Here is a 24,369-nt window from a genome sequence, read left to right on the forward strand (position 1 = left end):
CGAAGCGCGCCAACTCCGAAACGGGCCCGGGCCGTCGCATCCTCTCCGAGACGGCGCAGGTCTCCCCCTTTTCGTGAAGATCGCATGGCCACCTTCTTCATCGCCGACACGCATTTCGGCGACGCCTACTTGGTCGAGCGTCGCCGGCGGGTCTTCGCCTCGCTGGAAGCGCACGACGAGGCGCTGATCGCCCGCTGGAACGCCCGGGTCGGCGAGGGGGACGCGGTCTGGCATCTCGGCGACTTCGCCGCCCATGCCAGCCGGGCGCATTGCGCCGCCGTCTTCGCCCGCCTGAACAGCGTGAAGCGGCTGGTGCGCGGCAACCACGACACCAACCGCGTGCTGGACCTGCCCTGGGCCGAGCCGCCGGTGGAGAGCGCCCGCATCAGCGTGGAGGATGGGGCGGGGCGAACGTGGCGGCTGTTCCTGTCGCACCCGGCGTGCGCTGAACGCTTGGCCCTCAGCTCTTGGCCCTCAGCTCACCGCCAGCGGCATCGCCTCGACCAAGGTCTCCGCAAGCCCCCGCCGCTCCAGGGAGCGGCCGAGCGCCGCGTTGAGCCCGGCTCCGCCGGTGAAGAGGGCGCGGGCGGCCGGAGCCTCGGGCGCCCGCGCTGGCCTCTCGCCGAGAAGCTGGACGACGCGGCGGGCGATGGCGGGGGCCGGGTCGATCCACGCGACCGGCCACGGCGCGAGGCGCTCGAAGCGGGGTAGCAGCAGCGGATAGTGCGTGCAGGAGAGGCAGACCACGTCGGTGCGCCGGCCGTCCTCCGCCGTGACGAAGCAGGGCGCGATCTCGGAAAGGATTTCGGCGTCCGTCACCGGCTCGCCGGCCATCTCGGCCTCGGCGTAGCGCGCGAGGTTCGTCGAGCCCACCGGCGTCACCGCGCAATCGCCCGCGAAGTTCCGGACGAGGTCGTGGGTGTAGGCCCGGGCCACGGTGCCGGGGGTTGCCAGCAGCGAGACGAGGCGCGAGCGGGTCAGTGCGGCCGCCGGCTTGATCGGCGGCACCACGCCGACGAAGGGCGTGACGAAGCGCTGGCGCAGGGCCGGCAGCACCACGGTCGAAGCGGTGTTGCAGGCGATCACCACGAGGTCGGGGGCGTGGAGGGTCAGGAGCCGCTCCGTCACCGCGATCACCCGCGCCACCAATCGGGGCTCGCTCAAGCGCCCGTAGGGAAAGGCCGCGTCGTCGGCGGCGTAGAGGTAGGCGGCGTCCGGCCGGGCGCGGCGCACCTGCTCCAGCACGGTGAGGCCGCCGAGGCCGGAATCGAAGACGAGGATGACCGGCCGAGCGGTCGGGGCGGGCCAAGCCGCCGAAAGGGTCGCCCCTGCCATCAGATCGATCCGCATGACCGTCGCCTCGGGCTCGCGCATCCGTGGAAACCGTGGGGCGGGAAGTGTCGGGCGCCAGGGTTAAGGACACCTCACTGCGGCTGCAAAAAGGCCGCGCGAAGGACCGCCGACCGGGCGGGTGCGACAAGGGGTGCGACGAACAGCTTGGCGGCTCCGCATGTTGTCATGGGTGGGTCGGCATCTATTTCCGGCGCGCAACGGAGGAAGAGATTCCGACAATGGCAGCCGGCGCAGCAATTCTCACCCATCCCGAGAGCGGCGCGGCCTTTCCGCCGCCCCCGCTCGACGCCCGCCCGATCGACCGGGGCGCCTGGATCGCGGCCTTCCGCACCGTGCGCGACGAGACCGAGCGGCGCGCCGCCCCGCTCTCCCCGGAGGATCAGCAGATCCAGTCGATGGAGGATGCGAGCCCGACCAAATGGCACCGGGCGCACACGACGTGGTTCTTCGAACAGTTCCTGCTCGGCGCGCACCTGCCCGGCTACCGGGTCTACGACGAGCGCCTGCACTACCTGTTCAATTCCTACTACGTGCAGGCCGGCCCGCGCCAGCCGCGCTTCATGCGCGGGATGATCACGCGGCCGACCGCGCAGGAGACTGCCGAGTACCGCGCCCATGTCGACCGCGCCGTGACGGTGTGGCTGCGCGAGGCCTCCGATGCGGTGCTGGCCCAGGCGCTGCCGATTCTGGAGATCGGGCTCTACCACGAGCAGCAGCATCAGGAACTGATGCTGACCGACATCCTGCACGCCTTCGCGCAGAACCCGCTCGATCCCGTCTACGACGCCGGCTGGACGATGCCCGCGGCGAAGGCATCCTCGGGCAAGGCGGCCTTGAAAAAGGGCATCACCCGGATCGGCCACGACGGGGCGGGCTTCGCCTTCGACAACGAGAGCCCGCGCCACGACGTGCTGATGCCGGACGCCGCGATCGACCGCGGCCTCGTCACCAACGGCGACTGGCTCGCCTTCATCGCGGACGGCGGCTACGCACGGGCCGAACTCTGGCTCAACGACGGCTGGGTCTGCGTCCAGAGGGAGGCCTGGGAGGCGCCGGGCTACTGGCGGCGCGAGACCGAAGCGCTCTGCGCCGAAGGGGACGCCGATTCGGCGCAAGAGCGCGCGGCGGCAAGACAGGGCACAGCGGCAAGACAGGGCGCGGCGGCAGGACGGGTCGGCTGGTCGATGATGTCGCCCGCCGGCCGCAGGCCGGTCGATCCGGCGGCGCCCGTCACCCATGTCAGCTACTACGAGGCCGACGCCTACGCCCGCTGGGCGGGCCGCGACCTGCCGACGGAGGCCGAGTGGGAGGTCGCCGCCCGCGAGGGCCTGATCGACGACGCCTTCGGCCTCGTCTGGCAATGGACCCGCAGCGCCTACGGCCCCTATCCGGGCTACCGGCCGGCGGCGGGGGCGCTCGGCGAGTACAACGGCAAGTTCATGTCGAACCAGGTCGTGCTGCGCGGCTCCTCGGTCGCCACCGCGCAGGGGCATGCGCGGATCGGCTACCGCAACTTCTTCTACCCGCACCAGCGCTGGCAGTTCACCGGCCTGAGGCTCGCCGACGCGCGGGCCTGACCGGCTCTCCCGTCTTCGTTTTCTCCCGTGGTCCCGGAGCGAACCCGTGACGATCGATCCCCGCCTGACGGAATCCAGCCCCGCCGCTCCGATCACGGAGAACGGGCCGTTCCTGGCCGATGTCTGGGACGGGCTCGGTTCGAGCCCGAAGGCATTGCCCGCCAAGTACTTCTACGACGCGGCCGGATCGGCGCTGTTCGAAAGGATCACCGTCCTGCCGGAATACTATCCGACGCGGACCGAACTCGGCATTCTCGACGCGCGCGGTCCCGAGATCGCCGCCCTGCTGCCGGAGGGGGCGGCGCTGGTCGAGTTCGGCAGCGGCTCGACCGCCAAGCTGCGGCGGCTGCTGCGACACCTGCCGGACCTCTCGGCCTATCTCCCCGTCGATGTCTCGGGCGAGTTCCTGCGGGAGCAGGCCGGCACCCTGCGCGGCGACTTCCCCGGCCTCGTCGTCGAGCCGGTGGTGGCCGACTTCACCCGGCCCTTCGCCCTGCCGGACGGCTTCGGCGACCGGGCGCTGGCCGGCTTCTTTCCCGGCTCGACGATCGGCAATTTCGAGCCGCGCGAGGCGGCCCGCCTCCTCGACGTGTTCGGGCGCATCCTCGGCGCGGGCGCGACGCTGGTGCTCGGCGTCGACCTCGTGAAGGACCGCGCCGTGCTGGAGGCGGCCTACGACGACGCGGCCGGCGTCACGGCGGCGTTCAACCGCAACCTGATCACGCGCATCAACCGCGAGCTCGACGGCGCGATCGACCCGACCGCCTTCGCGCACCGGGCCCTGTTCAACGAGGCGGCCTCGCGCATCGAGATGCACCTCGTCAGCCGCCGGGCGCAGATGGTGCGCGTTGCGGGACGCAGCTTCGCCTTCGCGGACGGCGAATCGATCCACACCGAGAACAGCTACAAGTACACGCTCGACGGCTTCCGGGCGCTCGCCGCCCGCGCCGGCTGGGCCTCGGCCGAGGCCTGGACCGACCGGGACGGGCTGTTCTCCGTCCACGCGCTGCGGCGGGCAGGATAGGATCGCGGCCCTCCGCAGGGCGAAGCCGAGACGGTCGGGTATGGATTTCGGATGACGTGAGAGCGTCTTATCCGGTTCGCGCCGCGCACTGGATTGCTTCGGCTTCGCCTCGCAATGACGGGGAAGCAGATCGCGACCGTCATTGCGAGCCGTCAGGCGAAGCAATCCAGCACCGCGACGGCGCCGGACGAGGCATCCAGCGGTCCGATCCCATTCGCCAGTGGGAGCGGCCGAAGTCTCGCCACGACAGCACGCGCCCGAACGGCCGTCCACGGCGTCACAGCCGGCAGGCCCCCGACAGCGCCTCGTTCTCGGCGCTCGTGAACAGCCGCGAGCGGATGTGGAAGCGCTTCTCGCGGCCGTTCTCCAGGGAGAACATGCCGCCGCGGCCGGGCACCACGTCGAGCATGATGTGGGTGTGCTTCCAGACCTCGAACTGCGAGCGCGAGATGAAGAAATCCGCGCCGCCGACCCGGCCGAGATGCACGTCGCCGTCGCCGGTGATGAAGTCCCCGACAGGGTAGCACATCGGCGAGGAGCCGTCGCAGCAGCCGCCGGACTGATGGAACATCACCGGGCCGTAGGCGGCCTCGAGTTCCTCGATCAGTTCCAGCGCCGCCGGCGTCGCGGTCACCCGCAGCGGCGTGCCGGCCTTGTCCGCCTGCCCGGCGGTGACGGGCTCGACCCGCTCGGCGGGGTTGCTCGCGGGCTCGCTCATGGTTCGCCTCTCCCTGGTCGTCGTCCTCGGGTTTATCTGAGGCCGGGCCCGCGAATGTCCACGGCGCCGGCCGCCTGCGGGCTTGGACGACAGCGGATCGGGCAAGGGCCCGAAGCCTCGACAACGCGGCCGAATGCCCGACGCGACATGGCCTTTCGGCCAGGCCCGGATGGCTCCGGGGGGCGGCCCGACTTTTGCGACCGCTCGCGAAACGCCAGCGCGACGACAAAAAGATCCGTCGAGGATTCGTGATGTCTCAGCCCGCCTCCGATCTCGCCGCCCCCGCGGTGAAGACGACCTGCCCCTATTGCGGCGTCGGCTGCGGCGTGCTCGCCACGCCGGACGGGAAGGGCGGCGTCGCCATCGCGGGCGATCCCGAGCATCCGGCCAATTTCGGCCGCCTCTGCTCCAAGGGTTCGGCGCTGGGGGAAACGGTCGACCTGCAGGACCGGCTGCTCGCACCGACGATCGACGGTCAGGTGGCGACCTGGGAGGGCGCGCTCGGAGCCGTGGCCGGCGGCCTGAGGCGAATCGCCGAGCGGCACGGGCCGGACTCGATCGCCTTCTACCTCTCGGGACAGCTCCTGACGGAGGACTACTACGTCGCCAACAAGCTGGCGAAGGGCTTTCTGGGCACCCCGCACGTCGACACCAATTCCCGGCTGTGCATGTCCTCGGCCGTGGCGGCACACCGCCGCGCCTTCGGCTCGGACACGGTGCCCGGCTGCTACGAAGATCTCGACGAGGCCGACCTGATCGTGCTGGTCGGCTCGAACGCCGCGTGGTGCCACCCGATCCTGTTCCGCCGCATGATCGACGCGCGCAGGAACCGGGGTACGAAGATCGTCACCGTCGATCCCCGCCGCACCCAGACCGGCGAGGAAGCCGACCTGCATCTGGGTCTTGCGCCCGGCAGCGACACCGCCCTGTTCTCCGGCCTGCTCGTGCATCTGGCGGGCACGGACCGGCTCGATCCGCGCTTCATCGAGGCGCACACCGCCGGCTTCGAGGGCACCCTGGACCGCGCCCGCCGGATCGCCCCGGACGCCGCCGCCACCGCCCGCGCGACGGGTCTCGCGGAAGCCGACGTGCAGGCCTTCTTCGAGCTGTTCGCCCGCACGCAGCGCACCGTCACCGCCTTCAGCCAGGGGGTGAACCAGTCGGCCCAGGGGACCGACAAGGGCAACGCCATCATCAACTGCCACCTCGCCACCGGGCGGATCGGACGGCCCGGCACGGGCCCGCTTTCCCTCACCGGCCAGCCCAACGCCATGGGTGGGCGCGAGGTCGGGGGGCTTGCCAACATGCTGGCCGCCCACATGCACTTCGCGCCGGAGGAGGTCGATCGGGTCCGCCGCTTCTGGAAGGCGCCCAACATCGTCACCGGCGAGGGCATGAAGGCGGTCGCGCTGTTCGAGGCCGTCGAGCGCGGCAGGATCAAGGCGCTGTGGGTGATGGGCACCAACCCCGTGGTTTCGATGCCGCGGGCCGACCGCATCCGCGAGGCGATGGCCGGGCTCGATCTCTACGTCGTGTCGGAGGCCGTCGCGACCAGCGACAGCGCCCGCGCCACCGCGAAGAAGACCGTGCTGCTGCCGGCCCTCGCCTGGGGCGAGAAGGACGGCACGGTGACGAATTCCGAGCGGCGCATCTCGCGCCAGCGCGCCTTCCTCGGAGCACCCGGCGAGGCGCGGGCGGATTGGGCGATCGTGGGCGACGTCGCCCGCCGCCTCGGCCACGGCGAGGCCTTCGCCTACGGTTCGGCCGTCGACATCTTTCGCGAGCACGCCGCGCTCTCGGCCTTCGAGAACGACGGCACCCGCGACTTCGACCTCGGTGGGCTCGCCGAGATCGACCGGCGGGCCTACGACGCCCATCCGCCGATGCAGTGGCCGGTGCCGAAGCGCGGGCCGGACGCGAAGAAGGGCCGCGCCCGGATCTTCGCCGACGGGCGATTCTACACCTTCGACCGGCGCGCCCGCTTCGTCGCGGTGCAGCCGCCCGCGCTGGCGCAACCCGTGACCGAGGCGCGCCCGCTGGTGCTGAACACCGGCCGCATCCGCGACCACTGGCACACCATGACCCGCACGGGCAAGAGCCAGCGCCTCTCCGCGCACCGCGCCGTGCCCTTCGTCGAGGTTCATCCCGACGACGCGGCCCGCTACCGCCTGAGCGACGGGGGCTTTGCCCGCGTCACCACCGATCTCGGCAGCGCGATCCTCGAAGTGATGGTGACGGAAGGCGTTCTGCCCGGCTCGATCTTCGCGCCGATGCACTGGAGCGACATGACCGCCTCGAACGGGCGCGCCGCCGCGCTCGCCCGCGGCCTGCCGGACCCGGTCTCGGGCCAGCCCGAGCTGAAGGCGACCCCGGCCTCGGTCGAGGCGGTGGCCTATCGCTCCCGCGGCTACCTGCTGACGCGCGGCACGCACGCGGCGCCCGCGGGCTGGTGGTGGGCGCGGGCGACCGTCTCCGGCGGCTCGGGCCTGATCTTCGCCACGCAGGAGGGCTCGCGGGAGATGGCGCTCGCCGTGCGCGGACTGTTCCCGGGCCACGAACTCGCCGAGTACGTCGACCACGCCCGCGGCCTCTACCGCTGCGCCGTCACCCGCGAGAACCGGCTCGTCGCGGCGCTGGCCGTGGCACCGGGCGACCGGCGGCCGGAATGGGAGCTCGCCAAGAGCGTCTTCGCCAAGAGCGTCTTCGCGCAGCCGGAGATCGAGGCGGTCGACCGTCGCACCCTGCTCTCGGGCCGGGCGGCGACCGCCTCGGCCGGCCCGGTGATCTGCGCCTGCCACGGCGTCGGGCTCGACGTCATCAACGCCGCCATCGCCGCCGGGGCCGGCTCGGTCGAGGCGGTGGGCGCGGCCTGCAAGGCGGGCACGAATTGCGGCTCGTGCATCCCCGAGATCCGCAGGCTGCTGCCGCAGGCGCTTGCGCGCAGCGCCGCGTAGGCGCACTTTTGCGGTTCGCCGTCCCCCTCTCACCCTCGTCCTGAGGTGCTGCGAAGCAGCCTCGAAGGAGAGTTCCAGCAGACCGCGCGATCCCTGGAGGATCCTTCGAGGCCTCCGCTTCGCTCCGGCACCTCAGGATGAGGAAGGCGGTCCGGGATCACGCGTCGAGTTCGCACACGAAAAACCATGAACACGCCCCGCCAACCCCGCGAAACCCGCGCCGGCCTCGAGCCGCTGGCGGTGCTGCCCGTATTCGTGCCGTTGCAGGACAGGCGGGCGGTGCTGGCCGGCTCCAACGGCGGCGCGCCGTGGAAGGTGAAGCTGCTCGCCGCCGCCGGCGCCCGGGTCGACGTCTACGCGCCGGCACCGAGCGGGGAATTGCGCGGCGTGCCGGACGAGATCGCCGCGGGCTCCGTGACGCTGCACGAGCGGCGCTGGACACCGGAAGACCTGCGGGGCGCAACCTTCGCCATCGGCGCCATGGAGGACGAAGCGGACTGCATCGCCTTCGTCGCGGCGGCCCGCGCGGCGGGCGCCATCGTCAACGCCGTCGACCGGCCGCATCTGTGCGACGTGAAGTTCGGCGCCATCGTCAACCGCTCGCCGCTGGTCGTCGGCATCTCGACCGAGGGCGCCGCCCCGGTCTTCGGGCAGACGGTGCGGGCCCGCATCGAGGCGATGCTGCCGCGCGGCTTCAAGCACTGGGTCGCCGCCGCCCGCGACTGGCGCGAGGCGGTCTCGGCGCGTTTCCACGGGTTTTCGGAGAGGCGCGGCTTCTGGGAGCGCTTCACCGACCGCGCCTTCGCCGAGCCGGACCGCGCGCCGACGGAGACCGACCTCGCCGACCTGATGGGTCGGACCGAGGCGCTGCCGGTGGGCGGCGCGGTCACCCTGGTGGGCGCCGGCCCCGGCGATGCGGAGCTGCTGACGCTGAAAGCCCTTCGGGCGCTGCGGAACGCCGACGTGATCCTCTACGACGACCTCGTCGCCCCCGAGATCCTCGACTACGCCCGCCGCGAGGCCCGCACCATGCTGGTGGGCAAGACCGGCCACGGTCCCTCCTGCCGCCAGGACGACATCAACGCGCTGATGGTCTCGCTGGCGAAGAGCGGCAAGCAGGTGGTGCGCCTGAAATCCGGCGACCCGCTGGTGTTCGGCCGGGCCGGCGAGGAGATCGAGGCCTGCGAGGCGGCCGGCATCCCCTGCACCATCGTTCCCGGCGTCAGCGCGGCGCAGGGGGCGGCAGCCGCCCTCGGCGTGTCCCTGACCCATCGCGACGCGGCCCGGCGCCTGCAATTCGTCACCGGACACGACCGGCGCGGCGCGCTGCCCGAGGATCTGAACTGGGGCGCACTGGCCGATGGAAGCGTCACCACCGTGGTCTACATGCCCAAGCGGACGCTGCGCGCCCTGCTGGAGCGGGCGATCGCCGAGGGACTCGCGCCCGAGACGCCAGCCCTCGTCGTGTTCAACGCGACGCGCGCCAGGCAGGCGACGGTGGCCGGCGCCGCCGCCGACCTCGCCGGGCGGGTCGAGGCCTCGGGGCTCGAAGGGCCGGCGCTCCTGATGGTCGGCGAGGCCCTGCGACGGCACAATGCCCGCGCGGTGGAACGCGGCACGGAGATCCGGGCCGAAGCCTCCTGAAGCCGTGCTCCGCCACGGGCCCGGCAGCCCCGAGCCTCCGTTCGGGACTCGGCGAAGGGGCCGGCATACCGTAAGGCGTGTTCGCGTCCCGCGCCGCCGCACCCGTCAGGCCGCCCCCGCCGATCCGCCTTTCGAGGACTCCATGCGTTTGTCCCGCAGCGTCATCCTTCCGCTGGCCGCGTTCGTGGCGGGCCTCGTGACGATCTCCGCCGCCCTGGTGATGACGCTGGTGCCCCAGCCTCCGCAGGGCGGTGCCGGCGGCATCGGCGGCCCCTTCACCCTTGTGAGCCAGGACGGCAAGACGGTGAGCGAGCGCGACTTCGCCGGGAAGCCCTACCTGATGTTCTTCGGCTTCACCCATTGCCCCGATATCTGCCCGACGACGTTGCAGCAGGTCGGCGACGTGCTGGCGGCGCTGGGTCCGAAGGCCGACGCGGTGAGGGCCGCCTTCGTCACCGTGGACCCCGAGCGCGATACGCCGGAGATGCTGAAGGCCTACCTGTCGAGCTTCGACCCGCGCATCACCGGCCTCACCGGCAGCCCGGAGCAGGTGGCGGCGGCGGTCAAGACCTTCCGCGCCTACGCCAGGAAAGTGCCCTCGCAAGGCGGCGACTACACCATGGAGCACACCGCGCTGGTCTACCTGATGAACGCCCGCAACGGCTTCGTCGGCGCGGTCAACCTGAACCGACCGGCAGCGGAGACGGCGGCGGAACTGTCGAAGCGGATCTGACCCGGGTTCCGCCCCGACGGAAACGCCCGAGCGCCCCGGTCCGGGAGGTGCGGGCGAGGCCGTGCTCGGTCTTGTTCCAGCGGTGCGGATCGCGCAGCAATTCGAGCACGGCGAGCCACGCCGCGAGGCTGACCAGCACATGGTAGAGCGGCAGCAGGGCGACGAAGGGCAGGAGATCGCGCCAGCCCCGCCGCAGGCAACCGACGAGGCCGGGCAGCCAGATCGCCGCGAAGCCGCCGATGAACACCGTCCAGGCCCCGGCCCGGGTCAGATGCGCCAGGGCGTCCTCACCGACCGCTTCGGCCAGGATCAGCTCGCTCAAGCCCCCCGCCACCATGAACGGGTAGAACAGCGCCGACGCCACGGTGCCGGGCACGAGGGCCAGCGCGCACAGGCTCTCGGTCGCACCGAGCCGGCGACAGACCGCGAGCGGACGCCGGCCGTGCGTGAAGCTCGTCTGCAGAAACCCCTTCATCCAGCGGGCGCGCTGGCGCAGCCACGCCGACATCCGCGGCGGCGCCTCCTCGTAGGTGGCGCTCGGCAGGTCGCCGACGCGGTAGCCCGCCAGCGCCAGACGCAGCCCGAGATCGGCATCCTCGGTGACGTTCCAGGCGTCCCAGCCGTGCAGCGCCCGCAGAACCCGGGTGCGGAAATGCGTCGAGGTGCCGCCGAGCGGCATCGGCATCCGCCAAGCGGCCAGAGCCGGACCGAGCACGTCGAACAGGGCGGCGTACTCGATGGCGAACAGGCGGGGCAGGAGACCGTCCCGCTCGTTGTCGATGACGAGGCGCCCCTGAAGGCAGGCGGTCGTGGCCGGTGCGTGCGCGAACAGGGTGGCGGCGAGCCTGAGCTGATCGCGCTCGATCACGTCCTCCGCATCGAAGACGACGAGGTGATCGCCGCGGGCCAGCGGCAGCGCCGCGTTCAGCGCCCGTGGCTTGGTGCGCGGCAGACCGTCCGGCACGGTCACCACCTCGAATCGGGCCGGCAACGGTACCCTGCGGAGGGCGGCGGCCGTTTCCGCGTCGTCGGCCTCCAGCAGGAACTTGATGTCGAGCTTGGCCGCCGGGTAGTCGAGCCGCCCCAGCGTCCGCACGAGACGCGGCACCACCGCCGCCTCGCGGTAGAGGGCGACGAGCACCGTATAGGTCGGCAGCGCCGAATCGGCGAGAAGCGCAGGCCGCTCCGCGGGCGTTTCGGCACTTCGCACGCCGACGGCGGCGAGACGAAACGTCAGGAGCGCGAGCAGCAGCGCCTGGAGGAGGACCAGCATCGCGAGGCCGATGACCGTCGGCAGGCGGACGAGCAGGACGATGAGGGCGAGCACGGTGCCGGCCAGGGCGAGATCGATGGCCTGCGGACCCGGGCGGCAGGACCAGTCGGGGCGCCGGCAACGCAAGCTCTCGGAGGCCCCCGAAGCGATGACGCCCCCGCAGCGGGCGAACACCGCCTGCCTGAGGCGGGTCGGCGTGGTGATGGCCGGAAGCGAGGGCAGGCCGTCCGCGGCCCGGAGCAGCCGGGCGACCGCCAAACCGCGGGGTGCGGCGACCACCGCCGCCGAGGAGCCCGGCGCGAGCGGCGCGGCGCCGACAAGCAGGCAGTGCGGGTAGCGCAGGCTCTCGCCGAACGCGAAGAGACCGTCGAAGAAATCCGTCCCGAGTCGCCGGGCCAATGCCCGGTAGTACAGCTCTTCCGAAACGAGGCCCTCGTTCAGGAGGGCCGTTGCCGCATCGGTGCCGCAGCGCCGGGCGCTGGCGGCGGCCCGGTCCAGCAGGGGAGGCGGCACGCCCTGGGCGGCAAGGAAGCCGATCTCCGGCGGCCAGGGCCCGGCCTCCGACGCGACGGCCGCGATCGACGATCCCGCTGCGGCCTGCTCGCACGCTTCGGCGACAGGGGCATCGGCCGTGCGATGGGAGGCGAGGTCGAACAGGGGACGGCTCCCCGCAGCCCGGCGCCGTGCTAGGGAAAGGCATGGGCCACGACCTCTCCATCGACGTGTATCGCTCCGTCGCCTCAACCCTTGCGTCAAGGCGCAAACATGGGTTGCGCGCGGTGATCGGAGGCATGCTGCTGAGCCTGCTCGTCGGCGTTGCACAGGCGCAACAATCTCCCGCCGCCGCTCCGACGGAGCCGCCCTCCGTCACCATCCCGAACTTCTGGAATCCCCGCGCCCGCGGCGAGCGCATCGAGGCCCCGCAGACCGGGCGGGCGGTGCGGTTCATGACCGACGACGAGTTCCCGCCGCTGCATTTCGCCGGGCCGGACGGCACGCCGACGGGCTTTGCGGTGGAACTGGCGCGCGCCGCCTGCGAACGTCTCACCATCGCCTGCACGGTGCAGACGCGCCGCTTCGACACCCTGCTCGACGCGCTTGCCGACAGGCAGGGCGACGTGGTCGCCGCCGCCGTGCCGCTGACACCGGGCCTGCGGGCACGCTTTCTGGCGACGCGGCCCTATTTCCGCTGGCCGGCCCGCTTCGTCGCCCGCAAGGATCGCACCCTGCCCGCCCCGTCGGCCACCGTCCTGGCGGAGCAGACCGTGGCCGTCGTCGAGGGCAGCGCCCACGAGGCCTACCTGAAGGCCTTCTTCCCCAAGGCGACGCGCAAGACCTTCACCGACCTCTCCTCCGCCGAGGGGGCGCTCAAGCGCGGCGAGGTCGCGTACCTGTTCGCCGACGGGCTCAACCTCGCGCTGTGGCTGAACGGGCAGGAGGCGGAAGACTGCTGTGCCTTCTCCGGCGGCGACTATCTGGAGAATCGCTATTTCGGCGAGGGCATCGGCTTCGTCACGCGCACCGAGGACGCGGCGCTCGCCCGCGCCCTCGACGACGCGCTCCAGCGGGTGTGGGACGACGGGAAATACGCCGAACTCTACCTGCGGTTCTTTCCCGTCAGCCCGTTCTGACGCCGCAAGCATCGCCGCACCTGTCGCGAGCCGGTGGCGGCACCGGGTTGAGACGCGAACCGAAGCCTGGACAAGGAGCGCCTGAATGCCGAAGCCGCACAGCACCCCGTCGCGCAAAGGGCGTCGGCCGGTTCGGAATTCCTACCGCTCCCCTCAGGAGAACGAGTCGACAGCGGAAAGAAGGCGGCAGCTCGCGATCAGCCGCTTCACCTACAGCGGCGGATACGACGGCTATGAAGGCCGCATGATTTTGAGCCGCCTGGAGACGGACGCGTTCGATCGGAAGAAGACGTGAACCCGGGTTCGCAGCCCTGGCGCTTTCACCCGGAGGCGGTCTTCGCCACCCCGAGAAGCCACCGCCTCAGCGTCCCCCCGCCGCCCGCCGCAGGCCGCCGTGAGACACGCCGGCATCCTCCTCGAACAGTTCGGCGAGCTTTTCCGTCATCGCCCCGCCGAGTTCCTCCGCGTCGATGATGGTCACGGCGCGGCGATAGTAGCGCGTCACGTCGTGGCCGATGCCGATGGCCAGAAGCTCCACCGGCGAGCGCGTCTCGATCTCCTCGATCATGTAGCGCAGATGGCGCTCGAGGTAGTTTCCGGGATTGACCGAGAGGGTCGAGTCGTCGACCGGCGCGCCGTCGGAGATCACCATCAGGATACGGCGCTGCTCGGGCCGCGCCAGCAGGCGCTTGTGGGCCCAGTCCAGCGCCTCGCCGTCGATGTTCTCCTTCAGCAGCCCCTCGCGCATCATCAGCCCGAGATTCTTTCGCGCACGCCGCCACGGTGCGTCGGCGCTCTTGTAGATGATGTGGCGCAGGTCGTTCAGCCGCCCGGGGGAGGGGGGCTTGCCGCCGGCGAGCCACGCCTCGCGGGACTGGCCGCCCTTCCAGGCCCGGGTGGTGAAGCCCAGGATCTCGACCTTCACGCCGCAGCGCTCCAGCGTGCGCGCGAGGATGTCGGCGCAGGTCGCCGCCACGGTGATCGGGCGCCCGCGCATCGAGCCGGAATTGTCGAGCAGGAGCGTGACCACCGTGTCGCGGAAGTTCGTATCCTTCTCCTGCTTGAAGGAGAGCGGCTGGAACGGGTCGGTGACGACGCGGACCAGCCGGGCCGGGTCGAGCTGGCCCTCCTCCAGGTCGAAATCCCAGGCGCGGCTCTGCTGTGCCAGCAGGCGGCGCTGGAGGCGGTTGGCGAGGCGGCCGACCACGCCCTGGAGATGGGCGAGCTGCTTGTCGAGGTAGCTGCGCAGGCGCGTCAGTTCCTCGGTATCGCACAGATCCTCCGCCTCGACGGTCTCGTCGAAGCGCGGGTTGTAGACCCTGTAGTCGGGGCCGGTGCGCTCGTTGCCGCGCTGGCTCGGCGGGCGCCAGGATTCGGACGCCTCCTCCGATTCCGCGTCCTCGGCCTCCTCCGGCAGCTCGCCGGAGGGCGCGTCGGCGGATTCGGTGGCGCCCTCGTCGAGTTCGTCGGCGGCCTCGTCGGTCACCTCGATCTCGGCGCGGTCGCCCTGACTCTTCTCCTCCGCCTCGCCCTCGCTCGGCTGCTGCTCGTCGTCCTGGGCCTGATTCTCGTCCTCGTCGCTCTCGTCGTCCTGATCGAGCGGCGTCTCGTCGGCCATGTCGAGGGAGGAGAGCAGGTCACGCACCGAGCGGGCGAAGCCGCGCTGGTTCTCGATCGAGCCGAGCAGGCCGTCGAGGTTCTTGCCCGCCCGCGCCTCGATATGCTCGCGCCAGAGGTCGACGATCCGCGCGGCGGCCGGCGGCGGCTTCTGGCCGGTGAGGCGCTCGCGCACCATCAGCGCGACGGCGTCCTCCATCGGCGCGTCGGCACGGTCGGTGATGTTTTCGTATTTTCCGCCGCGGTGATAGCGGTCCTCCAGCATCGCGGTGATGTTGGCGGCGACCCCCTCCAGCCGGCGCGCGCCGATCGCCTCGACGCGGGCCTGCTCGACCGCGTCGTAGACCGCGCGGGCGGCGGCGTTGTCGGGGGCGAGGCGGCGGTGGACGCCCGTGTCGTGGCAGCCGAGGCGCAGGGCCATGGAATCGGAGTGCCCGCGCAGGATCGCCGCATCCTCGGCGGTGATGCGACGGGTCGGCTCGGGCAGGCGCGCCTTGTCGCCGATCAGCGCCGGACGGTCGCTGGCGTAGGTGACCTCGATCTCGGGCCGCTTGGCGATGGCGCGCAGGCAGCCGGCGACCGAGCGCTTCAGCGGCTCGGCACCGGGCTCCTTGCGATCGCCGGTCCTGGGGCGGTTGGTCAGGGCCATGGCGTTACCGGTCGATATCGAGATCGAAGGGACGATTCAGGATGTCGTCCCAGGAATAAGGGCAGGCGGCCGGCAGCGTCGACAGGGAGCGCTTCATCTCGCGGGCCGCACGGAGCCGGCCGAGGCGGAAGCCATCCTCCACGGCCTCCGCCACGCGCGACTTGAGACCGGGATTCTTGCGCAGCAGAATGTCGATGCGCGCCCGATGCTCGGCAATGCTGAGGACCCAGCTTCGGCTCCGCCGCTCGGGCTGATGCTCCCACTTCAGCATGTGGAGGAACACGATCTCGATGGCGCTCTGGAGACGGAAATACAGCTCCGAGCCCACGTCGCTCAGCTCCTCGGCGATATGGTCGAGGTCGAGCGCGTCGGTGCGTCCTGCGCGCAGCAGGGCGACCTGCTCCTGGACCCAGGTGTAGAGATCGCCCTCGTAATGCGAGAAGGCTTGGCGCGTGCCGGCCGGCACCGCCGGCGAGTCAGGCTTGAGAGCCGGCTCCGCCATGTGCTCTCCCGTCAGCTCAGCGCGACGTTCAGTGCGCTCTCGGGCAGTTCCTTGCCGAAGGCGCGCTGGTAGAACTCGGCGACCAGGGGCCGCTCCAGCTCGTCGCACTTGTTGAGGAAGGTCACCCGGAAGGCGAAGCCGATGTCGCGGAAGATGTCGGCGTTCTCGGCCCAGGTGATGACCGTGCGCGGGCTCATCACCGTCGAGAGGTCGCCGTTCATGAAGGCGTTGCGGGTGAGGTCGGCCACGCGCACCATCCGGTTCACCGTGTCGCGCCCGCCCTCGCTGCGATAGTGCGGCGACTTCGAGAGCACGATGTCGACCTCGCGGTCGTGCGGCAGGTAGTTCAGCGTGGTCACGATCGACCAGCGGTCCATCTGGCCCTGGTTGATCTGCTGGGTGCCGTGATAGAGGCCGGACGTGTCGCCGAGGCCGACCGTGTTGGCGGTGGCGAACAGGCGGAAGCCCGGATGCGGGCGGATGACGCGCTTCTGGTCGAGCAGCGTCAGGCGACCGGAGACCTCCAGCACCCGCTGGATCACGAACATCACGTCGGGCCGGCCGGCATCGTACTCGTCGAACACCAGCGCGACGTTGTTCTGCAGCGCCCAGGGCAGGATGCCGTCCTGGAAGGCGGTGATCTGCTTGCCGTCCTGGAGGACGATGGCGTCCTTGCCGACGAGGTCGATGCGCGAGACGTGGCTGTCGAGGTTGATCCGGATGCAGGGCCAGTTCAGCCGCGCGGCGACCTGCTCGATATGCGTCGACTTGCCGGTGCCGTGATAGCCCGTGACCATCACGCGGCGGTTCCGGGCGAAGCCCGCCAAGATCGAGAGCGTGGTCTCGCGGTCGAAGATGTAGTCCGGGTCGAGATCCGGCACGTGCTCGTCGGTTTCGGAGAAGGCCGGCACCTTGAGGTCGAGGTCGATGCCGAACACCTCGCGGACGGAAACCTGGCGGTCGGGCAGGGAAGCGGGCGTATCGTCGGACAGCATACGGAACCTCATCGGGGCGGCCGGACCCGGGCTGGGGCCCGCGCGACCGCGCTCTACGTCGTCAACTCACCTGCCGGGCGGCCCGCAGGGAGCGGGCGGTTGTCTTCCTTAATCGCCGCCCCTCGGCATCGCCAAGGGGGCTGCGCCAGAAACAGGCTCGGGATCGGAAAGACCGGCTTCGGCCGGGAAACGGTATCCGACCGATATAGGACGCGCACGGACATTGGCTGCCCCCACCGGCCTGCGAACGGCCGCCGCCGACGCATGGCCCGTCTGCATCCTTCGTGCCGGGGATCCGGCGCGGCCGGCGACCCGGTTCTCAGCACATCCCGGCGGCGCGCAGCACGTCGTGGGCGCGGATGATGTCGCGCAGGCGGTCCTCGAAGGAGCGGTCGCCCCCGTTGGCGTCCGGGTGGAAGCGCTTCACCAGCGTCTTGTAATGCGCCTTGATCGCCGCCGTGTCGGCGTTCTCCTCGAGGCCCATCACGTCGAGCGCCTTGCGCACCGCCGCCGAATGGCGCGGGCGCTGCGGTTCCGGCGCCGCCTGGCGCCGGCTCTCGCCGCCGAGCCCGTTGGCCCGCAGGATGCCGAGCGGGTCGGCATAGGCCCAATCGCGCTCGGCCTCCGCCTTGCTGCCCTTGGCGTTGCCCTCGCTGCCGGCGGCGGCCGGGTTCACGCCCATCGACCAAGTCGGCCGGTGGCCGATCATCGCGTCCTTCTGGTAGGCCTCGACCGCGGCGTCGTTCATGCCGTCGAAGTAGTTGTAGGCGGCGTTGTAGGCGCGCACGTGGTCGATGCAGAAGCGCCAGTACTGGCCTTCCTGCCTGCGGCCCTTCGGGGCGCGGTAGAGGCCGGGATGGGTGCAGCCCGACGCCTCGCAGCCGGCCTCGGCCGCCGCCGCGCCGGCATTCGCGCGCGCGCCCGTCTTCGCCCCTGCCTTCGCTCCCGACTTGGGATCGTCACAGGTCGGCTTGATGCGGATGCGGTCGAACAGCGGCGAGTTGAGATCCATGACGGGCCGATTATGAGGGGCGGGCGCGCCGACGGAAAGGCCGTCGGGCCTGATGCCGCATGCACCGATCCGGGGTTGACGCTTGCGGAGGCGAAAGGTGCCGGCGAAGCCGTCGTCGGACGCCGCTGTCGCTTGACGAGGAAACGATGACCGGGACCCTGAAGGACTGGATCGCCGGGCGCCTGAGCGCCGAACTGGCGCCGACCGCGCTGGAGGTGACGGACGAATCGCACCTGCACGCCGGCCATGCCGGGGCCCGGCCGGAGGGGGAGACCCATTTCCGGCTCGATGTCGTCTCGGCGGCGTTCGAGGGCAAGAGCCGGGTCGAGCGTCACAGGCTCGTCAACGGGCTCCTCGACGGCGCGTTCAAGCGGGGGCTGCACGCCCTGGCGGTGCGCGCCCGCACGCCGGGCGAGGCCGGCTGACGCATTTCGAGGACGGGAGCAACGGCCGTGGCGCTCCGCTGCACGCCGCAGATCGAGATCGACGAGGCCGAGATCGAGGAGAGCTTCGTGCGCGCCTCCGGCCCCGGCGGGCAGAACGTCAACAAGCTCTCGACCGCGGTGCAGTTGCGCTTCGACGTGCGCCGCTCGCGCAGCCTGCCCGACGCGGTCGCGGTGCGGCTGATGCGGCTCGCCGGGCGGCGCCTGACGGGGGAGGGGGTGCTCGTCATCACCGCCCAGCGCTTCCGCACCCAGGAGCGCAACCGCTCCGACGCCCGCGATCGCCTCGCGGCGATGGTCGCGGAAGCGGCGGTGCCGCCGACGCCGCGCCGCGCGACGCGGCCGACGCTCGCCTCGAAGAAGCGGCGCCTGGACGAGAAGAGCCGCCGCGGCAGCGTGAAACGGCTGCGCGGCGGCCCCGGTGACGACGGTTGATGACTTCGGCCTGTCCTGCGTCCTTGCGAGCCGTCAGGCGAAGCGATCCAAGCGACGCTGCCGGGTGTGGAGGTCACCGTGAGGTGCGAAACACCTGCAGGTCGAGATCCCGCACCTTCTTGCGCAGTGTGTTGCGGTTCACGCCCAGCAGCTCCGCCGCGCGGATCTGGTTGCCGCGGGTGGCGGCGAGCGCCGCGCCGATCAGCGGGCCTTCGATCTCGCGCAGGATGCGGTGATAGAGGCCGGGCGGGGGCAGGGTGTCGCGATACCCCGAAAAGTAATCGGCGAGGTGTCGTTCGATCGCGCCCGACAGCGTCTCGCTGTCGGACGCTCCGTTCTTGCGGGCCGCGCCGTTGCCGGCGGAGGCGGGCTGGGCCAGCGGAAGGGTGTCAAGTTCGGCTTCGATGACGGGCCCGGTGATGGTCTCCTGCGGGTAGAGCGCGGCCAGCCGCCGGACGAGGTTTTCGAGCTCGCGCACGTTGCCCGGCCAGCGGTAGCGCTTCAGCCGCTCCATGGCGTCGGCGTCGAGGGTCTTGCGGGTCAGGCCCTCGCGCTCCACCAGGACGAAGAAGTGGCGGATCAGGTCCGGTACGTCCTCCGAGCGCTCGCGCAGGGCCGGCAGCCGCAGCGGCACGACGTTGAGGCGGAAGAACAGGTCCTCGCGAAAGATGCCCTGCTGGATCGAGACGCGCAGATCCTTGTTGGTCGCGGCGATGATGCGCACGTTGGTCTTGATCGGCACGCGTCCGCCGACGGTGGTGTACTCGCCCTGCTGAAGCACGCGCAGCAGCCGGGTCTGCGCCTCCATCGGCATGTCGCCGATCTCGTCGAGGAACAGCGTGCCGCCCTCCGCCTGCTCGAAGCGGCCGGCCGAGCGGGAAAGCGCGCCGGTGAACGCGCCCTTCTCGTGGCCGAACAGTTCCGATTCGATCAAGTCGCGCGGGATCGCCGCCATGTTGACGGGCACGAACGGCCCGGTGCGGCGGCGGCCGTAATCGTGCAGCGCGCGGGCCACCAGTTCCTTGCCGGTGCCGGATTCGCCCGTGATCATCACGGTGAGATCCGTCGGCATCAGCCGGGCGAGCGCGCGGTAGATCTCCTGCATCGCCGGCGAGCGGCCGACCAGCGGGATGTCCTCGTTCTCCGGCCCCGCGCCCGGGGCGGGCGCGCCGCGCGGCCGGGAGAGCGCGCGGCCGACGATCGCCGTCAGCTCCTTCAGGTCGAAGGGTTTGGGCAGGTACTCGTAGGCGCCGCGCTCGGAGGCGCGGATCGCGGTCATGAAGGTGTTCTGCGCGCTCATCACGATGATCGGCAGTTCCGGCCGCACCCGCTTGATGCGCGGCAGGAGGTCGAACACGTTCTCGTCGGGCATCACCACGTCGGTGATGACGAGGTCGCCCTCGCCCTGGGCGACCCAGCGCCAGAGCGTCGAGCAGTTCGAGGTGGTGCGCACCTCGTAACCGGCCCGGGAGAGGGCTTGGTTCAGCACGGTGCGGATGGCGGCGTCGTCGTCCGCGACGATGATGTGGCCGTTGGGCATGGCTCTCGCCTCAGCGCTCCGCGGCCGATTCACGCCCGTCGCGGGCGCTCGACATGGGAAGCAGGATCCGGAAGGTGGTGCGGCGGGGAACGGGATCGCATTCAACGATGCCCCCATGATCACCGACGATCTTGGCCACCAATGCAAGTCCGAGGCCGGACCCCTGAGCCTTGGTGGTGACGAAGGGATCGAACAGGTCGGACAGCATGTCGGGCGGGATGCCCGGCCCGTTGTCGCGCACCGCCACCTCGATCGGCAGGCTGACGCGCTCGCGCGACCCCGGAATCTGGAGGCGCAGGCCGGTGCGGAAGGCGGTGGAGAGGGTGATCTCGCCCTCGACCGTGTCCGTGCCGATCGCCTCGGCGGCGTTCTTCACGAGGTTGAGGATCACCTGGATCAACTGGTCGCGGTTGCCGAGCACGGGCGGCAGCGAGGGATCGTAGTTCTCGATGAAGCGGATGTGACGGGCGAAGCCCGACTGCGCCGAGCGCTTCACCTGATCGAGCACGCCGTGGACGTTGACGGGGCCGCGCTCGACCGGCCGCTCGTCGCCGAACAGCTCCATCCGCTCGACGATGCGCACGATCCGGTCCGATTCGTCGCAGATCAGGCGGGTCAGGAGCCGGTCCTCGTCGTCGCGCTCCTGTTCGAGCAACTGCGCCGCACCGCGGATGCCGGCCAGCGGGTTCTTGATCTCGTGGGCGAGCATGGCACCGAGCGCGATCATCGAGCGGGCGGCGCCGCGATGGGTGAGCTGGCGGTTCATCTTGTCGGCGATGGTGCGCTCCTGAAGCATCAGCACCACCGAATCGTCCTCGTCGCGCAGGGGCGTGGCGAACACGTCGACGCTGCGCTCCTGCCCGGAGCGGGGCTGAACCAGTTCGACCCGGTATTCCGAGACGCTGGAGCGGCGGCGGCGCACCTCGGCGACGAGGGCGATGATCGGCGAGGAGAACGGGATGATGTCGCGAAGCCGCCCGCGCAGCATCAGCCGGGCGGAGGCGTCGAAGAACAGTTCGGCGGCGTGGTTGACCCGCAAGATCCGCTCGTCCGGCCCGATGGTCAGCACCGGCAGCGGCAGCGAGTTCAGCACCGCTTCGGCCGGCGGCAGGAATTCGGGGGCGGGCTCGTCGGAAAAGGGCATCAGGCCGCCTCGCCGAAGGGCGTCTTCGCCGCTCCGGCCGGTTCGAGAAACGCGCGCCGCAGGAAGCGCAGCGCCTCCGCCGGATCGGTGGTGGTGACGAGGCGGCGCCGGTCGTCGGGGTTCAGGGCGTTCGCGCCGGCCGCGTCGGCATAGGCCGCGAGGTGCTTGCGGGCGTGGCGCACGCCCATCGCCGCGCCGTAGAGGGCGATCAGCCCCTGGTAATGCTCCGCCGCCACCGCCGCGCGCCGCTCGGCCGGGAGCGGGACCACGGGGCGCCCGGCCAGACCGGCGGCGATCTCGCCGACGAGCCACGGTCGCCCGACCGCCGCGCGTCCGACCATCACGCCGGCCGCGCCGGATTCGCGCAGGCAGGTCCGGGCCGCTTCCAGGCCGGTGACGTCGCCGTTGGCGATGACGGGAAGGCGCACCGCCTCGACCACGGCCCGGATCGCCGACCAGTCGGCCCGGCCCTTGTAGAATTGCTGCCGGGTGCGGCCGTGCACCGTCACCCCGTCGAGACCGAGCGCTTCGGCCCGCCGCGCCAGTTCCGGCGCGTTGAGGCTGGCGTGGTCCCAGCCGAGGCGCATCTTCACGGTTACCGGCACGTCGACCGCCCCGCGCACGGCCGCGAGCAGACGGGCGGCGTGGTCGAGGTCGCGCATCAGCGCGGAGCCCGATTCGCCACCGGTCACGGTCTTGGCCGGACAGCCCATGTTGACGTCGATGGCGTCGGCCCCGTTCGCCACGGCGATCCGGGCGGCCTCGGCCATCGGCTCGGAGGCGCAGCCGGCGAGCTGAACCACGTGGGGATTCACGCCGGCGCCCTCGGCCCGCACCTGCGATTCGGCGTCGCCCTTCGCGAACTCCGCCGCGGCGACCATTTCGGAGACGACGGCGCTGGCGCCGAGCCCCTGCGCGAGGCGGCGCATGTGCAGGTCGGTGACGCCCGACAGGGGCGCGAGCAGCACCGGCGGACTGATCGTCCCCCGGTCGGCCCCACGGCGCAGCGCGCTCAAATAATGGTCAGGTGTCATTGTGCACAATAAATAGCCAAATGCCGGCGGGACGCAAGCGCGGTGTCGTTTGCCTTCGGGCATGACGATGCCTAAGAGCGCGACGATCCCATCCATCCCCAGATGATTTCAGTTCGAGGCCCCAGCATGTCCGATGAAGCCGCACGGCAGCCGGGGAACGAGAAAGTCGCGGCGGTGGTGGTGGCCGCCGGCAAGGGCCTGCGGGTCGGCGGCGACCTGCCCAAGCAATACCGCCGCGTCGGCGGCCGGGCGGTGCTGACGCGGACGCTCGCCGCTTTGGCGGACTCGCCCCGGATCGCGCGCATCCAGCCGGTGATCGCGCCCGACGCGCGCGATTTCTTCCGCGAATGCCTCGCCGACCTCGAACCGGCCCAGCGCGGGAAGCTGGCCGAGCCGGTCCCGGGCGGGGCGACGCGCCAGCAATCGGTGGCGGCGGGCCTCGAAGGGCTGGCCCGCGCCGCCGCGCCCGACCTCGTGCTCGTCCACGACGCGGCGCGCCCCTTCGTGGACGAGGCGCTGATCGCCCGCGCGGTCGCGGCCGGGGCCGAGCACGGCGCGGCGGTGCCGGGCGTGGCGGTCTCCGATACGATCAAGCTGGTGGAGGCGATCGCGCCGGGGATCGGCCGCGTCCACGAGACGCCGGCCCGCGAGAACTTGCGCGCGGTGCAGACGCCCCAGAGCTTCCGCTTCGGCCTGCTTCTCGACGCGCACCGCCGGGCGGTGGCCGAGGGGTGCGACGGCTTCACCGATGACGGGGCGCTCGCCGAATGGGCCGGGCTGCCGGTCGTGGTGTTCGAGGGCGATGCCCGCAATCGCAAGATCACCCAGGCCGCGGACCTGATCGAGGCGGACCGGGCTTTCTCCGACACCGCGCCCGCGATATCTGGTGCTCCCATGACCACCTACGTGACCCGCCTCGGCACCGGCTTCGACGTCCACGCCTTCACGGAGGGCGACCATGTCTGGCTCGGCGGCGTGAAGATCCCCGCCGACCGCGGCGTGCTCGCCCATTCCGACGGTGACGTGGCGCTGCACGCGCTCACCGACGCGCTGCTCGGCGCCATCGCCGACGGCGACATCGGCACGCACTTCCCGCCCTCCGACGAGAAGTGGCGCGGCGCGTCCTCCGACCGGTTCCTGGCCCATGCCTGCCGGCTCGTGCGGGCGCGCGGCGGCCGGATCGACCATCTCGACGTGACGGTGCTGGCCGAGGCGCCGCGCATCGGTCGGCACCGCGACGCGATCCGCGCGCGCATCGCCGAGGTCGCGGGCGTGCCGCTCTCCTCCGTGTCGATCAAGGCGACCACGACCGAGAAGCTCGGCTTCGTCGGCCGGGCGGAAGGCCTCGCCGCCCAGGCGGCCGCGACCGTGCGCCTGCCGGAAGTCTGCGCCGAGACCGACGAGCGGCGTTCGTGATCGCGGACGCCGCCCTGCTCGCCCGTGCCGAGGCGCTGGTGCGGGCCTATGCGGCGGCGGGGCGTAGGATCGCGACGGCCGAGTCCTGCACGGGCGGGCTCATCGCCGGATTGCTGACCGCGGTGCCCGGCTCGTCGGCGGTCGTGGAGCGCGGCTTCGTCACCTATTCCAACGAGGCCAAGGCCGAATCGATCGGCGTGCCGATGGACCTGATCGCGGCGCACGGCGCGGTGAGCGAGCCGGTGGCCCGCGCCATGGCGGAGGGGGCCCTGCGCGCCTCGCGGGCCGATGTCGCGGTCTCGGTGACCGGCATCGCCGGGCCGGGCGGCGGCAGCGCCGGGAAGCCGGTCGGCCTCGTCCATTTCGGGCTCGCGGTGGAGGGCGGATCGACGCGCCACGCCGAGCGCCGCTTCGGCGACGTCGGACGGGCAGAGATCCGGCGGTCGTCGGTGGCGGAGGCTTTGGCACTTCTGGAGGAGGCGGTTGGTCTTCCGCACCGCGGCGAGACATGAGCCGATATCCGGCTGATGACTTCGGCCTCTTCCTGCGTCATCGCGAGGCGAAGCCGTGGCAATCCAGGGCGCGCCCTTTCCGGATCTGTCGCGCCTTGGATCGCTTCGCGGCCGCTCGCGATGACGGAGGGGGCCAAACCCGAAGCGATCAAGCGGAAACGGT

The 24,369-nt window shown here is 71.5% G+C and carries 21 protein-coding genes and 1 pseudogene; 12 read left to right on the forward strand and 10 right to left on the reverse strand.

What is annotated here, in order from left to right:
• Window positions 1-84: 84 nt before the first annotated feature.
• Window positions 85-435, forward strand: a pseudogene (locus PGN25_16870) (metallophosphoesterase family protein).
• A gap of 39 nt (window positions 436-474) precedes the next feature.
• Here the strand turns inward: PGN25_16870 and murI are convergent.
• Complete coding sequence (gene murI, locus PGN25_16875) at window positions 475-1,350, reverse strand: glutamate racemase (GenBank protein MEH3119209.1); 876 nt, start codon at window positions 1,348-1,350, stop codon at window positions 475-477.
• 221 nt (window positions 1,351-1,571) lie between these two features.
• Here murI and PGN25_16880 point away from each other — a divergent pair, with 221 nt between their 5' ends.
• Window positions 1,572-2,930 (forward strand): ergothioneine biosynthesis protein EgtB, encoded by a 1,359-nt coding sequence (locus PGN25_16880; GenBank protein MEH3119210.1) that lies wholly within the window; start codon window positions 1,572-1,574, stop codon window positions 2,928-2,930.
• Window positions 2,931-2,976: 46 nt separating this feature from the next.
• Window positions 2,977-3,954 carry an L-histidine N(alpha)-methyltransferase gene (egtD, locus tag PGN25_16885; GenBank protein MEH3119211.1) on the forward strand — a complete coding sequence of 326 codons (978 nt, stop codon included), beginning with the start codon at window positions 2,977-2,979 and terminating at the stop codon, window positions 3,952-3,954.
• Window positions 3,955-4,231: 277 nt separating this feature from the next.
• Here egtD and PGN25_16890 read toward each other — a convergent pair whose 3' ends face one another.
• On the reverse strand, window positions 4,232-4,672 hold the full coding sequence (locus tag PGN25_16890; GenBank protein ID MEH3119212.1) for a DUF779 domain-containing protein: 441 nt from the start codon (window positions 4,670-4,672) through the stop codon (window positions 4,232-4,234).
• A gap of 251 nt (window positions 4,673-4,923) precedes the next feature.
• Here PGN25_16890 and PGN25_16895 point away from each other — a divergent pair, with 251 nt between their 5' ends.
• The 3 genes from PGN25_16895 (at window position 4,924) to PGN25_16905 (ending at window position 10,003) form a co-directional block, all read left to right on the forward strand.
• Complete coding sequence (locus PGN25_16895) at window positions 4,924-7,626, forward strand: molybdopterin-dependent oxidoreductase (protein MEH3119213.1); 2,703 nt, start codon at window positions 4,924-4,926, stop codon at window positions 7,624-7,626.
• Window positions 7,627-7,812: 186 nt separating this feature from the next.
• Window positions 7,813-9,270: a siroheme synthase CysG gene (gene cysG, locus PGN25_16900; GenBank protein MEH3119214.1), complete on the forward strand. Its 1,458-nt coding sequence runs from the start codon at window positions 7,813-7,815 to the stop codon at window positions 9,268-9,270.
• A 142-nt stretch (window positions 9,271-9,412) separates the two neighbouring features.
• Window positions 9,413-10,003: an SCO family protein gene (locus tag PGN25_16905; GenBank protein ID MEH3119215.1), complete on the forward strand. Its 591-nt coding sequence runs from the start codon at window positions 9,413-9,415 to the stop codon at window positions 10,001-10,003.
• On the opposite strand, the gene PGN25_16910 is transcribed toward PGN25_16905, so the two are convergent.
• A complete protein-coding gene (locus PGN25_16910) occupies window positions 9,948-11,789 on the reverse strand; it encodes a glycosyltransferase (GenBank protein MEH3119216.1) in 1,842 nt (613 codons plus the stop codon). The two genes, PGN25_16905 and PGN25_16910, sit on opposite strands and share 56 nt — an antisense overlap.
• A 185-nt stretch (window positions 11,790-11,974) precedes the next feature.
• On the opposite strand from PGN25_16910, the gene PGN25_16915 reads away from it, so the two are divergent.
• Window positions 11,975-12,907, forward strand: a complete 933-nt coding sequence (locus tag PGN25_16915; GenBank protein ID MEH3119217.1) for a transporter substrate-binding domain-containing protein — start codon at window positions 11,975-11,977, stop codon at window positions 12,905-12,907.
• Window positions 12,908-12,992: 85 nt separating this feature from the next.
• Window positions 12,993-13,202 carry a hypothetical protein gene (locus PGN25_16920; GenBank protein MEH3119218.1) on the forward strand — a complete coding sequence of 70 codons (210 nt, stop codon included), beginning with the start codon at window positions 12,993-12,995 and terminating at the stop codon, window positions 13,200-13,202.
• A 66-nt stretch (window positions 13,203-13,268) separates the two neighbouring features.
• On the opposite strand, the gene cobT is transcribed toward PGN25_16920, so the two are convergent.
• The 4 genes from cobT to PGN25_16940 form a co-directional block, all read right to left on the reverse strand.
• Window positions 13,269-15,173 carry a cobaltochelatase subunit CobT gene (gene cobT, locus PGN25_16925; GenBank protein MEH3119219.1) on the reverse strand — a complete coding sequence of 635 codons (1,905 nt, stop codon included), beginning with the start codon at window positions 15,171-15,173 and terminating at the stop codon, window positions 13,269-13,271.
• A gap of 4 nt (window positions 15,174-15,177) precedes the next feature.
• Window positions 15,178-15,675 (reverse strand): DUF29 domain-containing protein, encoded by a 498-nt coding sequence (locus tag PGN25_16930; protein ID MEH3119220.1) that lies wholly within the window; start codon window positions 15,673-15,675, stop codon window positions 15,178-15,180.
• Between the two features lie 11 nt (window positions 15,676-15,686).
• Window positions 15,687-16,670 carry a cobaltochelatase subunit CobS gene (gene cobS / locus PGN25_16935; GenBank protein ID MEH3119221.1) on the reverse strand — a complete coding sequence of 328 codons (984 nt, stop codon included), beginning with the start codon at window positions 16,668-16,670 and terminating at the stop codon, window positions 15,687-15,689.
• 319 nt (window positions 16,671-16,989) lie between these two features.
• The gene (locus PGN25_16940) at window positions 16,990-17,682 is read right to left on the reverse strand and encodes a DnaJ domain-containing protein (protein MEH3119222.1); all 693 of its coding nucleotides are present in this window, start codon (window positions 17,680-17,682) and stop codon (window positions 16,990-16,992) included.
• 146 nt (window positions 17,683-17,828) lie between these two features.
• On the opposite strand from PGN25_16940, the gene PGN25_16945 reads away from it, so the two are divergent.
• Window positions 17,829-18,107: a BolA family transcriptional regulator gene (locus tag PGN25_16945; GenBank protein ID MEH3119223.1), complete on the forward strand. Its 279-nt coding sequence runs from the start codon at window positions 17,829-17,831 to the stop codon at window positions 18,105-18,107.
• 27 nt (window positions 18,108-18,134) lie between these two features.
• Window positions 18,135-18,560 (forward strand): alternative ribosome rescue aminoacyl-tRNA hydrolase ArfB, encoded by a 426-nt coding sequence (arfB, locus tag PGN25_16950; protein MEH3119224.1) that lies wholly within the window; start codon window positions 18,135-18,137, stop codon window positions 18,558-18,560.
• A 73-nt stretch (window positions 18,561-18,633) separates the two neighbouring features.
• On the opposite strand, the gene ntrC is transcribed toward arfB, so the two are convergent.
• Genes ntrC through dusB form a run of 3 tightly spaced genes read right to left on the reverse strand, consistent with a single transcriptional unit; the run spans window position 18,634 to window position 22,278 of the window.
• On the reverse strand, window positions 18,634-20,100 hold the full coding sequence (gene ntrC / locus PGN25_16955) for a nitrogen regulation protein NR(I) (GenBank protein MEH3119225.1): 1,467 nt from the start codon (window positions 20,098-20,100) through the stop codon (window positions 18,634-18,636).
• 10 nt (window positions 20,101-20,110) lie between these two features.
• Window positions 20,111-21,244, reverse strand: a complete 1,134-nt coding sequence (locus PGN25_16960; GenBank protein ID MEH3119226.1) for an ATP-binding protein — start codon at window positions 21,242-21,244, stop codon at window positions 20,111-20,113.
• Entirely contained in the window at window positions 21,244-22,278 is a 1,035-nt protein-coding gene (dusB, locus tag PGN25_16965; protein MEH3119227.1) for a tRNA dihydrouridine synthase DusB, read from the reverse strand. Before dusB ends, PGN25_16960 begins: the two co-directional genes overlap by 1 nt.
• A gap of 126 nt (window positions 22,279-22,404) precedes the next feature.
• On the opposite strand from dusB, the gene PGN25_16970 reads away from it, so the two are divergent.
• Together PGN25_16970 and PGN25_16975 are read left to right on the forward strand one after the other, a co-directional pair.
• Window positions 22,405-23,694, forward strand: coding sequence for a bifunctional 2-C-methyl-D-erythritol 4-phosphate cytidylyltransferase/2-C-methyl-D-erythritol 2,4-cyclodiphosphate synthase (locus PGN25_16970; protein MEH3119228.1), 1,290 nt, complete (start codon window positions 22,405-22,407; stop codon window positions 23,692-23,694).
• Window positions 23,691-24,206, forward strand: coding sequence for a CinA family protein (locus tag PGN25_16975; protein ID MEH3119229.1), 516 nt, complete (start codon window positions 23,691-23,693; stop codon window positions 24,204-24,206). Before PGN25_16970 ends, PGN25_16975 begins: the two co-directional genes overlap by 4 nt.
• Window positions 24,207-24,369 lie beyond the last annotated feature (163 nt).

It is taken from the genome of Methylorubrum populi (genome assembly GCA_036946625.1).
In the GTDB taxonomy this organism is placed as follows: Bacteria; Pseudomonadota; Alphaproteobacteria; order Rhizobiales; family Beijerinckiaceae; genus Methylobacterium; species Methylobacterium populi_C.

Bases quoted from the DNA above. Each gene is read 5' to 3' on its own strand.
- PGN25_16920 (MEH3119218.1), top strand. From the start codon at position 12,993: ATGCCGAAGCCGCACAGCACCCCGTCGCGCAAAGGGCGTCGGCCGGTT.
- dusB (MEH3119227.1), bottom strand. From the start codon at position 22,278: ATGACACCTGACCATTATTTGAGCGCGCTGCGCCGTGGGGCCGACCGG.
- PGN25_16930 (MEH3119220.1), bottom strand. From the start codon at position 15,675: ATGGCGGAGCCGGCTCTCAAGCCTGACTCGCCGGCGGTGCCGGCCGGC.
- ntrC (MEH3119225.1), bottom strand. From the start codon at position 20,100: ATGCCCAACGGCCACATCATCGTCGCGGACGACGACGCCGCCATCCGC.
- PGN25_16945 (MEH3119223.1), top strand. From the start codon at position 17,829: ATGACCGGGACCCTGAAGGACTGGATCGCCGGGCGCCTGAGCGCCGAA.
- PGN25_16940 (MEH3119222.1), bottom strand. From the start codon at position 17,682: ATGGATCTCAACTCGCCGCTGTTCGACCGCATCCGCATCAAGCCGACC.
- murI (MEH3119209.1), bottom strand. From the start codon at position 1,350: ATGCGGATCGATCTGATGGCAGGGGCGACCCTTTCGGCGGCTTGGCCC.
- PGN25_16970 (MEH3119228.1), top strand. From the start codon at position 22,405: ATGTCCGATGAAGCCGCACGGCAGCCGGGGAACGAGAAAGTCGCGGCG.
- cobS (MEH3119221.1), bottom strand. From the start codon at position 16,670: ATGCTGTCCGACGATACGCCCGCTTCCCTGCCCGACCGCCAGGTTTCC.
- PGN25_16890 (MEH3119212.1), bottom strand. From the start codon at position 4,672: ATGAGCGAGCCCGCGAGCAACCCCGCCGAGCGGGTCGAGCCCGTCACC.
- PGN25_16915 (MEH3119217.1), top strand. From the start codon at position 11,975: ATGGGCCACGACCTCTCCATCGACGTGTATCGCTCCGTCGCCTCAACC.
- cysG (MEH3119214.1), top strand. From the start codon at position 7,813: ATGAACACGCCCCGCCAACCCCGCGAAACCCGCGCCGGCCTCGAGCCG.
- PGN25_16895 (MEH3119213.1), top strand. From the start codon at position 4,924: ATGTCTCAGCCCGCCTCCGATCTCGCCGCCCCCGCGGTGAAGACGACC.
- PGN25_16880 (MEH3119210.1), top strand. From the start codon at position 1,572: ATGGCAGCCGGCGCAGCAATTCTCACCCATCCCGAGAGCGGCGCGGCC.
- cobT (MEH3119219.1), bottom strand. From the start codon at position 15,173: ATGGCCCTGACCAACCGCCCCAGGACCGGCGATCGCAAGGAGCCCGGT.
- PGN25_16905 (MEH3119215.1), top strand. From the start codon at position 9,413: ATGCGTTTGTCCCGCAGCGTCATCCTTCCGCTGGCCGCGTTCGTGGCG.
- PGN25_16960 (MEH3119226.1), bottom strand. From the start codon at position 21,244: ATGCCCTTTTCCGACGAGCCCGCCCCCGAATTCCTGCCGCCGGCCGAA.